Below are 14191 nucleotides of genomic sequence, written 5' to 3'. Positions count from 1 at the left end.
ATCCGTTTGGAGGAAAGCATGTTTACCCGGAGAGCGGCCCTTGTCGCCCTGTCCCTCTTTGCCACCTCAGCCATCTATGCGCAGGAGACGCTGACCAGCGCCTCCGTTACCGGCCGCGTCCTTGATCCCTCAGGCGCGCTTATTGCTCAAGCTCCTGTCACTGCTCGTTCCGTTGCAACCAATCAGAACTACACCACCATGACCGATGAGCGAGGCCGCTTCCGTCTCCCCTTTCTTCCGGTTGGGGAGTATGTCTTTGCCACCCAGCCTCGCGAATTTCGAGCGACCAGTATGAAAGTGCAGCTCGGTGTTGGGGCGGCTCTTGATCTCGTACTGCAGGTATCGCTTGCCGGGCAAAATGTCACTGTGGAGGTCGTCGACGGAACGGCGCTGCCGCTCGAAGCCAACCGCAGCCAGATCTCCGAGACCGTACATCAGGCCGAAGTGACGGAGCTGCCGTACAACGGCCGCAACTACCTTGATCTCGCGCTTCTGGCGCCAGGAGTAAGCCCCACCAATACCAATAGCACGCAGACTTTCGCCGAAACCTCCCCGGTCATCGGCCAGGGGTACTCCATCAACAGCCAGCGGAACTTCTCCAACAGCTTTGTGGTGGATGGCCTTTCAGCCAACGACGATGCCGCCGGGCTTGCGGGTAACTCCTACGGCATGGATGTGGTGCGAGAGTTCCAGGTGGTCACCTCGGGTGGCCAGGCTGAGTTCGGCCGGGCCATGGGCGGCTACTTCAATATCGTCACGCGCAGCGGCGCCAATGACCTGCATGGCACGGCCTATGGGTTTCTGCGGAATCAGCGGTTTAACGCGCAAAATCCACTGTCGCGCACCACGCTGCCGCTGACGCAGGGGCTGTACGGCGCCAGCCTTGGCGGACCGCTGCGGCGCGACCGCAGCTTTCTCTTCGGTAACTACGAAGGACGACGCTTGAACACGAACGGCATCGTGACCATCTCACCCGCGAACGCCACGGCGATCAACAACCGTTTGAATACTCTCGGCTTCACCGGACCTCGTCTGTCTGTAGGAACCGGCGCGACGACCCTCTACCCGACGACAGTGCACTCCGACAATCTCTTCCTGCGCGGCGACCATCGCTTCAGCGACAAAGATCAACTTACATTGCGTTACAGCTACTACCGGCTGAACAGTGTCAATGCACGCGGTGCAGGCGCATTGGCGGACGTCAGCTATGGAACCGCTGTGCGCGACATCAATCGCACGGTTGCAGCGAGTAATATCGCGACGCTTTCACCGCGCACCTTCAACGAAACCCGTGGCCAGTTCACCTATGACAGCCTGGACGCTCCGTCGAATACGCAGAACAGTCCTGCGATCACGATCAGCGGCATCGCGAGCTTCGGGCGGTTTTCTTCTTCGCCCGCTGCTCGCCTGAACTACTTGTATGAGCTGGTCGACAATCTGGTAATGCAGCGCGGAGCCCATACGGTGAAGACCGGCATGGACTTTCTTTTCAACCGCGACACCATTATGTTCCCCATGTCGATTGCGGGAAACTACACTTTTCCCTCGTTGGCGTCCTTTCTGTCCAGCACTACTGGATACTCCAGCTACGCTCAGAACTTCGGCACGCCACATATTACCCAGAACAACCCCAACGTCGGCTTCTATGTGCAGGACGAATGGAAGGCGCTTCCATCGCTGACCGTCAACGCTGGTCTGCGGTACGACCTGCAGTTTCTATCGACCGTGAGTACCGATGCGAATAACCTTTCTCCTCGCGTCGGTTTCGCATGGTCGCCGTTTGCCGATCGTCGTACCGTGGTGCGCGGCAGTTACGGCCTGTTCTATGACCGCATTCCGTTACGCGCGCTGGCGAATGCGCTGCTGTCGGCTAACAACACGCAGGATCCTGCGCGGGGCCGCCTGCTGCAATACACCTATGTTCCAGGCGATGTCGGCGCACCATCGTTCCCGAACGTCTCCACCACGCCAAACCCCGCGGCGAAGATCAGCTATACGCTGATGCGTTCGGGAATTCAGAATGCCTACGCGCAACAGCTGAGCCTCGGCATAGAGCAGCAATTGGCCGGCGCAACAACCCTGGGACTTAGCTACCAGCACACGCATGGCCTGCATCTGCTCTCTTCCATCAACCGCAACATCAATCTCGATGGCACGCGGCCAGACAACTCCCGTGGCAATGTTCGCTACTACGATTCGTTGTTTGATTCGTATTACGACGGCTTGGCGGTCTCGCTGGTGCAGAGGCCAGTCTCGTGGGGATCGGCGCGGGTCTCGTATACCTGGTCGAAGGCCATCAACAATATCAGCGAGTTCTTTTTCTCCTCGCCGATTAATAACTTCGATCTCAATGTCGATCGCGGACGTTCGGATGACGATCAGCGACATCGCCTGATCTTCGATCTGAGTGCGCACTCGCCGACGTCCCATACCAGCACGGTCACGGGGCACCTCACGCACGGATGGCAGCTCGGCGGAGTACTGCAGTACTACTCACGGCTGCCGTTCAACATCGTGACCGGCGGACAGACGAAGCAGCAGACAACGCAGCGTCCCTGCACCGCCGGATACTCTCTGGCAACAACGAACCCGTGCACAGAGGGACTTGCCGGGGCAGTGATTGGCCGGAATACCGGCATCGGATTCGACTTCTTCGGCATCAACGCCCGGCTCAGCCGCACCATCGCTCTTACCGACCGCGTCCATCTGGAGGGAATGGCGGAGGCGTTCAACGTTCTGAACCATCGCAACGACATGCTGCCCAATGGAACCTGGGGGACGGGAGCCTATCCCACGACGCCCAGCACCACCTTTGGTGGAGCCAATGGAGTAGGGGATCCGCGCAGTATTCAGCTCGCAGCCCGAATTAGTTTCTAACTCGCTCATCAAACCCTGTCGGCCCTGATTTCCTTCGGTCCTGATATGCTCACTCTCGAAACCCGTGAGTCGAGCATCGCAGGGCCGAATTCTTCTTCTCATCATCGTGCCACTCCTTGTAGGCACCGCCGCTGTCTGGCTTCTTCGTGGACGTCCGGGCATCCGGCTGACCCAGGTCCAGCACATATTTCCGGCGGATGGCCGTGAGCATCGTCTTGCGCACCTTATTCGAAGAGGGAGTGCTGAACTCCAGATCCGCAGCCTCCCCAACGTGGTTGCTACGCGGGTGCTGGAGGATGGCTCCATCCTGGTGCAGTCGCCAGTTCTGCCTGGCCATCGGTGGCTGCAGGTCACCTATGGTCCCAGGCTCCTGAGCATCCCGTTGGACTTCATTGCGGACGCGACCGACCTCTTCGGCGATGGCACTCCGGAGTATCTCCGCCTGCACAGCTCTGCCGATCGCGCGGCCTTCCGGCGTTGGTTTTCGTCACTCGCCGATCTGGCAGCGGCGACTCCTCCGCAGAAGCTTCCGGCTGAGATCAACGACTGTGCTGCGTTGTTGCGCTGGTGTTACCGTGGAGCGTTGCATGCCCACAACGAGGTCTGGCAGGCGACCCTGCCGATCGAGTTCGCCTTACCTTCCGGATCCGCCAGCCAGTACGTCTATCCGCTTACGCCCCTGGGAGCGAATCTCTTCCGTGTCCGCGAAGGGCCGTATTCGCCTGCCGACTTATCCAACGGAAGCTTTGCGCAGTTCGCCGACGCAAAGACCCTGTGGCAGCGTAACACCTTCTTCGTCTCCCGCGATCTTGGCGCCGCCCGCGAGGGGGATCTGCTCTTTTACCGGCAGCTGGAGCAGAACTCTCCTTACCATTCGATGATCGTGACCGGCAGCAAGCGAGACTGGGTGGTCTACCACACCGGTCCCGTCGGCTCGGGGCCCGGTGAGATTCGCCGTGTCGCATTGGAAGACCTGCTGGACCATCCCGATCCCCGCTGGAGACCGGTTTCACACAATACCAACTTCATGGGCGTGTATCGTTGGTCTATCCTCCGAGAGGACCCTCAATGAGACCGCGTGGCCTCGCTCTCTTCGCTCTCCTCGCCGCCCTCGTCCTCACCTCAAACCCGCCTGCACGCGCGCAAAGTTTCAACCTGAGCACCAGCAAAACCTTCGCTCCGGGTGAGAAGCCGACGATCCATCTCTATACCCATGATGTGGACTCGCTGGAGTTCCGCATCTACCGCGTCGACGATCCGGTCAAGTTCGTCGAAAACCTGAAGGAGCTGCACTCCTTCGGTTCTGACTACTCCTATGGGCCCGAACATATCGACGAGCGGACCTGGCTGGAGAAGTTCCATGACTGGAAGGCAGAGCTCTGGCAGCGTATCCGCGACTTCTTCCGGTATCAGTTTTCGCGTGAAGCCCGCCACGCCATGCGCGCCAAACAGACATCCCTCTCCCGCCGCAGCCGCATTATCAACGAGGCCGAGTTCGCGCAGATTCCAATCCTCAATCAGCGTCAACTGGTTGCCAGATGGAGGCAGGTGGTGCCGGCCACTTATGTCTCCGATAACAACGACCTTCCGATCCAGCAGAAGCTGGATGCCGGCCTTTATCTGCTGGAGGCGACCGACGGCCATCTGAAGGCCTACACCCTGGTGATGGTCACTCCCATGGCGCTGGTTACGCGCACCAGCAAGGGCATGGTGCTCGCTTATGCCACGAACCGCATCAGTGGAGAGCCCTTAGAGGGCGTGAAGATCGATGCAGGCTTTGGTCAAAAAGCAGTAGCTTCTGCCAGCACCGATGCGAACGGCGTCGCGCAGTTGCCGATCTCTGCCGACCGCGCCCATGAGGATGCCTTTTGGGTAGTAGCCTCCAGGGAAAAGGAGATCGCGGTCTCCACCCCCGGTACATGGGCGTTGGCTTCCAACTGGGAGAACAAATACGCCGGATATGTCTATACCGAGCGGCCTGTCTATCGGCCGACGCATACGGTGCACTGGAAGGCGATCGTCCGCGAACATGCCAGCAATCTGCTTACCCCGCCGAAGCAGGGAAGCATGCATGTGACCATCTCCGACTCGACCGACAAGGCTATCTTCGATCGCCAGATGACGTTGTCTCCCTCCGGCACACTCTCAGGTGAGATTGATCTTCCACGCGACGCCGCGCTCGGCTACTACACCATCCGCGTCGGCGACCCTCCAGGCGGACTCTTCGCCAGCTTTCATGTCGAGGAGTACCGCAAGCCCGAGTACCGCGTGACCGTCACCTCAGCGCAGCGCCGCGTCCTTGAGGGGGCGACAATGCCTGTGACGATCGACTCACGCTACTTCTTCGGCGAACCCGTTGCCAATGCGAAGGTGAAGTACCGCATCTATCACGAGCGGCATTACTGGTGGGGCGGGGAAGAGGAGAGCGACGGGTCTCCCGGTGAGTACAGCGGCGAGGATTCCAGCGGTTACGCCGGTGATGAAGAGAGCGAAAAGACCGGCAAGCTCGATGCCAATGGTCTGCTGAACATCCAGGTTCCGACCATCGTCGATGAAAAGAATTTCGGTGATTACGACTACACCGTCGAGGCCGGTGTCACCGACGCAGCCAACCGCGAGATCACCGGCCGCAGCCGTTTCCTGGCGACCTACGGCACCTTCCGGATCAAAATCGAGCCCATCAGCTACGCCGTTCACAACGGTGAAGCTGCCCGCTTCCGTGTAACCGCCGTGGACTATGACAATCATCCGATTGCAGCGAAGGTCCACGTTCAGCTCAGGTACCGGAAGTACGGCCGCGATCCACAGGTCATCGATGGCCCGGCCACCGACATCACGACCGATGCCGGTGGACAGGGTACCGGCCAGCTGACGGTGAACGCGCCGAACTTTACCTCCACACAACTGGTTGCAACGGCAACTCCGGTGCAGCCGGGTACGCGAGGACCGGTCGATACCACCTCCATCTGGGTATTAAGCTCGGGAGAAGCCGGATGGGGCGAGAACTCCTCGACGACCCAACTCATCGCCGACAAGAAGAGCTATGCTCCCGGCGATACAGCCCATCTCAGCCTGGTCTCCGATCAGCCCGGTTTCTACGCCATGGTGCTGGTGGAAGGCGATACATTGCTGCGCCGCCAATTGCTGCATGCTGACGGAACGACACTCTCCTTCGACCTGCCGATCACCGCGGAGTCACAGCCGAATGTGAACGTCAGCGCCCTGTTCATCAAGAACAGCACGCTCTACCAGGCAAGCAAGATGCCGAAGGTGCCTCCGGCTCAGCAGCAGTTGCAGGTGGAGGTGACGCCGTCAAAAGAAATCTTCCAGCCGCAACAGCAGGCTACCTACCAGATCACCACGCGTGATTTCGCCGGTAAGCCCGTCAGCGCCGACGTCAGTCTTGGCGTGGTGGACGAGGCAATCTATTCGCTCTATCCCGATAGCAGCGGCGATATGGTGAAGGCTCTCTACCCGCAGCGCTATGCAGTCGCACAGACAGATTCTTCGCTGGATTTCTACTTCAGCGGTTCCGCCGGCAGTAAATCACCCATGCTGGCTATGCGATCGAACCGGTACCGGCCGCAACTTGCCCAGGTCAAACCTGGTAACGAGCAGAAGCCCCGTGTTCGTAAGGCATTTCCGGATACCGCCTTCTGGCAATCCAGCATTCACACGGATGCCAGTGGCCACGCCACGGTGAATCTCACCTTCCCGGACTCGCTGACGACCTGGCGCGCGACCGCGCGAGCCATCACTATGGACTCAAAGGCCGGTTCCACCATCAGCCGAGTCCTGGTGCGCAAGAACGTCCTGGTGCGGATGGGCAATCCTCGCTTCCTGCTCAAGGGCGATGAGCTCACGCTGCCCGTCATCGTTCACAATTATCTCGATACACCCAAGGAAGCGACCATCTCCCTGGCGGTGGATGGCGTCGATACCGTGATCGGCAATCAGCAGAAGATCACCATCCCCAGCAAGGGCGAGGCTACAGTGCTGTGGCGTCTGCGGGCCTCGCATGTAGGAACGGCGAAGCTTACCGCAACGGCCATCACCGATGCAGAGTCCGATGCCCTGGAGATCACCTTCCCGATTGAACCGGCAGGCGTTGCCCGCAGCATTGCACCGAGCGGTGTTCTGACGGGAGGCACAGCTAATGTGCTCATCAATTTCCCGGCGAATACCGATGCGGCCGCGCACTCTATCCGCATCGACGTCAGCCCAACAATCGCCGGCTCGCTCTTTTCGGCTCTCGACTATCTGACCAGTTATCCATACGGCTGCACCGAACAGACGATGTCCAGCTATCTGCCGAACGTCATCGTGGCGGAGACGCTGGCCAGGTTGAAGGCGCCTTCGGGTATCGATCCGGCTGATCTGCGGGCCAAGATGAATGCCGGCCTGGAGCGCCTGCAGGACTACCAGCATGATGATGGGGGCTGGGGCTGGTGGAAGGAAGACGAGAGCCGCGTCCATATGACTGCATATGTGGTTGCCGGTCTCGGCGCGGGAGGGGAGTTTACGCCGCTGACGCCGGAGCAGCAGTCGATGATGGCGCGCGGGCGCCAGTATCTCAAACAGCAGCTCCAGCAGCATCCGCGAATGCGTCCGGAACTTCGTGCTGCCGTTGTCTACGCGCTGGCTATGGCTGGCGACAAACAACTCGGCGAGGCGTTTGATGCTGAGTACAGCCGCCGCAAGGACCTCGATGCTGAGCCCCTGGCGATGACCGGCCTGGCGATGTTGCAGGCCGGTGACAAACGCGCCGGCGAGCTTGCAGCGCTGCTGAAGTCCAAGGCCCAGCACCAGGGTGAGCTGGTCTTCTGGAAGAGCAGCTATGTCCCCACGCTCGATACTGAATATCCGAATGACACAGAAGCAACGGCCTATGTGCTGCGATTGCTGGCGAAGGTCGATGCCAATGATGCCATGCTGCCTAGCGCGGCACAGTGGCTAATGCTGGCTCGGAACAGCGGCGGATGGTGGGATTCCACCGAGCAGACCGCCACTGCTCTCTTCGGCCTTGTGGATTACCTCGCAGCCTCCCACGAACTCAGTGCAGACTCTTCCGTGGAGGTTCTCCTGAACGGCAAGTCGATCGCACAACGTACCTTCAAGTCCGGAGAGTCGATCACCGGCAACACACTCTCACTCACCATCGATGCAGCGCAATTAGCGCCCAATGCCAATAGCCTGGAGATCCTTCGCAAGGGCGGTGGGCGTCTTTACTGGTCAGTGCGCGGGCGCTACTTCTCCACCGAGAAGAAGGATTACCAGGCCGGCAACATGACGCTGAACCTGACACGCGACTATTTCAAGCTGCAGCCTGCGCAGAAGGACGGCAAGGTGGTCTATACGTTGGCGCCGCTCTCCGGGACAGCACAGGTGGGCGATGTGCTCGCAGTGCATGAGGCCATCGGCGGTGCTCCGATGCGCTACCTGATGCTGGAAGATCCCATCCCGGCCGGGACAGAGTTCATCCGCAACGAGGATAGCTATCCGATCGAGCAACGCCCCGGCGGCTGGTACTCCTGGTACACCCGTAGTGAGTTCCACGATGACCGGGCTGCTTTCTTCTCGACGGAATTCAATGGCCGGCAGGAGATCTTCTATCTCATCCGCGTCGTGAATCCGGGAGTCTTCCAGATCAGCCCGGCACATGTTGAGGCGATGTATCAGCCCAATGTCTCGGCGACCAGCGACGCCCTGCGGCTTGAGGTGCCGCAGCCATCCACCGGAGGTCCGCAATGAGCCTGTTGCGCGGCGCGCTGCGTCGCTTCACCCTGAAGCTGCTCCTGCTCCAGATCGCCCTGGGTGTCACAGTCTGTCTGCTGGCAACGTTATGGTTGCGCCTGCCGGATGCCAGCGTGCTGCAGGTGGCAGTCTCCTTGATTCTCGGCATTCTGGTTGTGGCCATTGCTACCGGCGGACAGTCGTGGATCGCACTCTGGCTGGCGCGCAAAGAACGCACGCGCAGACGCTTGTTGCTCGGGGCCGCCTCCATCATCGTTGCTGTGCTGCTGGGGTGCCTGCTTTCTCAATGGATCACGTCGCTGCACGCGGGCGACCCCCAGCGAGCCAGCTATCTGAACTCGCGCTTCCCGCACGGTCTGCGAAGCTTCTTTACCTATAACCACATCTACCAGTGGCTCGGGTGGTTGTGGACCTTGTTGACCTGGATCGCCGCCGGCCTTCTGGCTGCCGTCAGTTATGCAGTGACCATCGGCCGCCCGCGCGCTGTACTCCGCACTCTCGCCAGTCTCACCTGGTGGGTCGGCCTGGTGTTGTTATGCGTGCTGGCGACAACCGTAACCGGCAAGATGATGGATTGGAAGCCGGGTCATGGTCTCAGTGTGGAGCTCTTCAGTCTGCTGGCACGCCTCGGCTTTGTCGTGATCCTCGATGGCGCAGTGATCTCTCTAGTGCTGGCGATCCTGGCGCAGACTCAGGCAATGCCGGACGGCACGCCGGAGCCCAGCCAGGCACGCACAGAAGTTATTCCATAGCGGCCGACCAGGGCGCGCACCTTCGCCGCCGCGGCAGCGTGAGCCTGCTGGCTCTCGTGCTGTGTGGAGGGACTGCGCAGCGCTGTTTCCAGAGATGCAGCCTGCATCGTCTCTCCGCTTTGTGCGTCGCCGGCCAGGTACTCCACCAGACCCTCACGCAGCCAGAGCGGGGCTTTGGCCCCAGCTTCCGACTCGATACACAGATGCAGGAACTCATGCAGCAGCACGTTGTCAGCCTGGTTGCGAAGGATGCTCCATGGCTGCAGCACTACGGTGTTCCCGCGCGTCGCGGCCAGCAGCCAGCCGGGAGAAGCGGTCATCTGCCGGAAGATCTCGACCGAGGGCGCGGCGACGATCTCAGGCGTCAGCGCCTTCTGCACGGGGAAGCGTTTGGTAGCCTCGGCCCATGCATGCTGGATGGTTGCTCCATACACTGCGTCGTTTCCTACGGATCGGATCCGTAATGGGCCGTTGGAGCTTTGCTGCCAGCCGGCATCATTCGGTGTAATTCCTACGGAGACTCCGGTGAAATAATACTCGACGATCTCGCGGGCAGACTTGCCCTGAACCGCCATCTCGCTCGCTCCTGCCTGGCATAAGCCAACACCATGTCCATGGCCGTGTCCATCAAAGACCACGAGGTCATTTCGCACGGCAACGTCATAGAGATCGCTGCGGACCCGGTTCCATCCGAGTGCACGTCCGATCGCCAGCCGCAGTGAACTTGCGGCGACAGGGAAGCGTGCGCCGTCCTCGCCGATGAGATCAAGTTTGAGCACACGATGAGAAGGGCTGCGTTGGGTTACACGCAGGTCTGCGAGCTGAGACGGAAGCTTCCAGCCTTCTGCATGTGCGATCTCCATGAGCTGAGCCGTGGGAACTTCCGTATGCCACGCGGCTTTGTCACGGCGGACGCAGAAGATATCGGGATGCGCCGCAAGATATTTCGCAGTGCGCAAGGTTGGCCACACGGCGCTTGCGGCCTCGGTCTCGCCGCCGCAGTGCTGACTGAAAAAGACCTCGGCTCTGCGTCCACGGAACCACATGGTTTCGCCTGTGCTGGAACGTACGGCCGTCTCGATGCTGGTGGAGATATGGCCCAGACGCATGGCCTGGCACTGTGTACTATCGCATAGCTCCGCCGGCAGATGTCCGGCTCTCGGCTTCCAATGCCTGCCGTTCAAAGCATAGGTACGGGCCACAATGGCCAGGGCTTCCAGCGCTTGCGGCTTCTCGCTGGGAGAGCCCTCGGCAGAGACGACAGCGGCGACGTAGCGTTCACTCGGAAGCGAGAGGACAATATCCATCCCCTCGGCAGTGGCACGCAGATGCCATATCCCGGTCGCAGTGCGGGTCTCTTTGGAAGCATCGTCGGTAACGCGAACAGGACCTCCGGCAAAGATCTCACCTTTTGCGAAGCGCATCGGTGTAGCGAGCGGACGATGGGCACAGGCGGCGCAGGTTGCTGTCCATGCGCCCTCGCCGGTAGCAGCGAGGGTGACGGCATGGACTGCGTGCGTGGAGAACATGGCAATGGTGACATCGCGGCCCCCACCATCGCTTTGTGCCATGGCCAGTGCCGGAAGAAACGTCAGCAACCAGACTGCCTTCAACGTGCCATCTCCTCGAAGAACCGGTGGGCCAACCTCGCTGCCGTGCCGCCATCACCTTTCGGGATGTAGATGACGACGATCCAGCGTCCGGGAACCGAGCCGGCGAACCATCCATGTGTCCAGCTTTCGCCCGGATTGCGAGCGGTACCTGTTTTACCCAGAATAGTCATTCCTCTGGTCGCTGCCGGATTCGCCATGCCTCGCTCCACCGACGCTTGCAGCCCGCGTTCCACAACGCCCCCCTGAGGCAATCTCTGAAGCAGGGCACGATAGGCCCGGGCAAGTTCCAGCTGCGACGCCGTGCTTCCCCAAAGCCCGAGGACGGCGAGTTGCCGCTGATCCACAGTCGCGCCGGCCAAGTTCTCATGTGGCAGTGCCGTAGCAGCAACAGCCTGTTCGACATCGCCGGCCGGCATACGCTGCGCCAGCGCCGCAAACCAGATATTGCAGGACTCAGCCAGAGCATTCTCCGCATCGAAGAGTGGTTCATCCGCCGGATGCGTGCACGACACGCTGCGTCCGCCGATATGCAGATCGCGGCGGCAATACACCTGGGTCTGTGGCTGTACGAGCCCGTGCTGCAGGGCATAATCCAACACAAACGGCTTGATGCTGGAACCCGGAGTGCCGCGTCTCGGCATCCCTTCCTGCGCGAGTATCTTTCCGGAGACCGCATCCAGCACGACAGCAGAGGCCTGCGTGTGCGCCAGGGCATTGTGTAGAGCTACACGCGCTGTCTCTGCCGGTAGCACAGTTGCGGCAAGAAGTAGGAAAGCTAGAGCATTTTTCCCGTAGGTGTAGTGTAGGGATTCCACATCTATGGGCGTTTTCCGCAATGAAAACGCCGTTGCACTCCTCTTCCGAGATACCCAGCAACAGGGAAAATGCGATTAAAGCATTTTTCCTGTAGGTGTAGTGTAGGGATTCCACATCTATGGGCGTTTTCCGCAATGAAAACGCCGTTGCACTCCTCTTCCGGGATACCCAGCAACAGGGAAAATGCGATTAAAGCATTTTTCCTGTAGGTGTAGTGTAGGGATTCCACATCTATGGGCGTTTTCCGCAATGAAAACGCCGTTGCACTCCTCTTCCGGGATAACCAGTAACAGGAAAAATGCTCTATTGCTGATGATCGTGCCCGCATCATCCGTATCGCGGCAGGAAGAGCGAGAAGACCGTGCCGTTACGGCCTGGACGGTCACTGGAATAGAAGCGCAGGACGCCTTCATGTTTGCCCACAATGCCAAAGGAGATCCAAAGGCCCAGTCCCGTACCATTCATTTCCTTGGTGGTATAGAAAGCCGTGAAAATATTCCTGCGGGTCGCCTCGGACATGCCGCTGCCGCTATCGGCTACCGTGATGCGCAGACCTTTGCGGCCGGTCTTCCAGTCGGTGGCTTCACGGCTGCGGATCAGAACGCGGCCGCCGCCGTTCTTCATTGCATCGATGGCATTACCGATCAGGTTATTCAGCACCTGGCGGATATCATTCTCAAAGCACTGTACCGGCTCTGCGCTGTGATGCTCTTCGATGAGGCGAAGATTGGAGTTTGTCAGCCTGCCTTGATAGAGCGCGACAACCGGCTTCAGCAGCTCCACTGCTGTAACCCAGGTTGGTTTGGTGGCCTGGCGATGAAACCTCAGCGTCTGCGACGCAATCTGCGAGACTCGCAACAGTTCCTTCTCCGCCATCACTAAAGCCTCGGCGGCTTCCTGCGGCAGGCCCTCGGTATGCTGCGCGAGGTAGAGCAGGTTGGTGATTGCTTCCAGAGGGTTGTTGATCTCGTGCGAGATGGAGCTTGCGAGCCTGCCTACGGCAGCAAGCTTCTCACTCTGGATCAAGGCCTGCTCTGCCCGTTTCTGAGCGGTGGTCTCCATGATGACAGCGCCCACGGCCCGTATCGTACCGTCTTCTCCTCGTACCGGCATATAGCTAACCGTCCAGTAGCGATGCTGTCCGGGACGTGTGGAGAGCTCACCTTCCAGCATGACATTGCGAATGGTCTCGCCTGCGGCCACTCTGCGTAAGATCGGTTCACACGCCGGCCATAGATCGGGCGCGATCTCACGAAACGGACGGCCGATGATCTGTTCCTGGGGTAGACCAATTACACCCATCTGTACATCGTTGACTCTCAGATAGCGAAACTCATCCACTGAATAGAGCGACAATCCGATAGGCGCCGTCTGATAGATGGCTTCCAGTTCGGTCCATTGCCGGTATGCCTCGCGCCGGCTTGCTTCCAGCGCGGCCTCGGCCTGTTTGCGTTCTGTAATGTCAGCGATGACTCCAAAACGATAACGGCGGCCGTTCTCCCGGTGAGAATAACGAGCGCGCAGCCAGACCCATCGCACATTGTCTTCCGTACGCTCCACTCCAGCGGGAAAGATGCGCGATTCATATTCGATGCTGCTGTTATGCAGCTCTGAGGTCTGTACCACGTCCAGGACTGCGTCCCGCTCTTCCGGGTGCAGATGTTCGACCCAGCGATCGAAGGTCCAGTCTTCCGGTGTCTGATCGTAGCCAAAGATCCGTGCGAAACGGTTTGAGATCTTGATGTGCGGCGCACCAAGCTCGTAGGCATAGTATCCGAAGTTCGCTGCTTCCATGGCTAATCGCAGGTTCTCTTCGCTCTCTCGCAGCTCCTGCAACGTGGCCAGATGAACTGTCGACTCCCAGCACCGTGCCGCGACCTGTTCGATGAGGTCAATCTCCTGGGGAGTCCAGTGTCGTGCCTGCTGGCTATGGACGGCCAGCGCAGCAGCCAGAGGTTGGTTTTTCGGTACAGGTACGCACACCAGGGCCTGGACATCCGCCTGTCGATAGGACTCTCGTGACGCGGCTACGCGTGGGTCGGTCTCGGTGTTTTCGATGACGAAGGTCAGGCCCGCGCGTAGCGAGGTCATGGCAGCGTCAGAGAACTCGCGCGGCCGGACTGCAGGAGCGGGAAATGTGAAGTGCTCCTGATCTTCTCCGAACGAAGACGACTCATGTTCCCGCTGGTTCAACTCTGCATAGATACAACGCGAAGCCCGTAGATCATCGCGCAGCAGGTTACAGGCGATCCGCGTTACCTCTCCAGCATCCGTGAGCGAAGCCACCGCCGCATCCAGCCGGTCAAGGAAACGGGTGCGGCGATGAGGTAGCGGGATTGGGGGAGCCTGCTGGGTCATGGATATATTCGTTGAACGATG

At 59.8% G+C, this 14191-nt stretch carries 7 protein-coding genes; 4 read left to right on the top strand and 3 right to left on the bottom strand.

Annotated features, from left to right (window positions below; all coding sequences use genetic code 11):
* The first annotated feature begins 18 nt into the window (after positions 1-18).
* From OHL21_RS11730 to OHL21_RS11715, 4 genes are all read left to right on the top strand, one after another.
* Positions 19-2877 carry a TonB-dependent receptor gene (locus tag OHL21_RS11730; protein WP_263417458.1) on the top strand — a complete coding sequence of 953 codons (2859 nt, stop codon included), beginning with the start codon at positions 19-21 and terminating at the stop codon, positions 2875-2877.
* A 64-nt stretch (positions 2878-2941) separates the two neighbouring features.
* The gene (locus OHL21_RS11725; RefSeq protein ID WP_263417457.1) at positions 2942-3949 is read left to right on the top strand and encodes a DUF1175 domain-containing protein; all 1008 of its coding nucleotides are present in this window, start codon (positions 2942-2944) and stop codon (positions 3947-3949) included.
* Complete coding sequence (locus OHL21_RS11720) at positions 3946-8628, top strand: alpha-2-macroglobulin family protein (protein ID WP_263417456.1); 4683 nt, start codon at positions 3946-3948, stop codon at positions 8626-8628. The genes OHL21_RS11725 and OHL21_RS11720 overlap by 4 nt, the downstream gene beginning before the upstream one ends.
* Complete coding sequence (locus OHL21_RS11715) at positions 8625-9383, top strand: hypothetical protein (RefSeq protein ID WP_263417455.1); 759 nt, start codon at positions 8625-8627, stop codon at positions 9381-9383. Before OHL21_RS11720 ends, OHL21_RS11715 begins: the two co-directional genes overlap by 4 nt.
* On the opposite strand, the gene OHL21_RS11710 is transcribed toward OHL21_RS11715, so the two are convergent.
* The 3 genes from OHL21_RS11710 to OHL21_RS11700 all read right to left on the bottom strand — a co-directional run bounded on the left by OHL21_RS11710 (position 9323) and on the right by OHL21_RS11700 (position 14170).
* Positions 9323-10996 (bottom strand): SpoIID/LytB domain-containing protein, encoded by a 1674-nt coding sequence (locus OHL21_RS11710; protein ID WP_263417454.1) that lies wholly within the window; start codon positions 10994-10996, stop codon positions 9323-9325. The two genes, OHL21_RS11715 and OHL21_RS11710, sit on opposite strands and share 61 nt — an antisense overlap.
* Entirely contained in the window at positions 10993-11811 is an 819-nt protein-coding gene (locus OHL21_RS11705; RefSeq protein ID WP_263417453.1) for a penicillin-binding transpeptidase domain-containing protein, read from the bottom strand. The genes OHL21_RS11710 and OHL21_RS11705 overlap by 4 nt, the downstream gene beginning before the upstream one ends.
* A gap of 328 nt (positions 11812-12139) precedes the next feature.
* Positions 12140-14170 (bottom strand): ATP-binding protein, encoded by a 2031-nt coding sequence (locus OHL21_RS11700; RefSeq protein WP_263417452.1) that lies wholly within the window; start codon positions 14168-14170, stop codon positions 12140-12142.
* Positions 14171-14191: the final 21 nt, after the last annotated feature.

Origin of the sequence: Terriglobus albidus (assembly GCF_025685425.1) — a bacterium.
In the GTDB taxonomy this organism is placed as follows: Bacteria; Acidobacteriota; Terriglobia; order Terriglobales; family Acidobacteriaceae; genus Terriglobus; species Terriglobus albidus.
The sequence above is the reverse complement of the archived record's forward strand: the minus strand, read 5'-3'. Positions and strand labels throughout refer to the sequence as shown.

Bases quoted from the DNA above. Each gene is read 5' to 3' on its own strand.
- OHL21_RS11730 (WP_263417458.1), top strand. From the start codon at position 19: ATGTTTACCCGGAGAGCGGCCCTTGTCGCCCTGTCCCTCTTTGCCACC.
- OHL21_RS11720 (WP_263417456.1), top strand. From the start codon at position 3,946: ATGAGACCGCGTGGCCTCGCTCTCTTCGCTCTCCTCGCCGCCCTCGTC.
- OHL21_RS11715 (WP_263417455.1), top strand. From the start codon at position 8,625: ATGAGCCTGTTGCGCGGCGCGCTGCGTCGCTTCACCCTGAAGCTGCTC.
- OHL21_RS11700 (WP_263417452.1), bottom strand. From the start codon at position 14,170: ATGACCCAGCAGGCTCCCCCAATCCCGCTACCTCATCGCCGCACCCGT.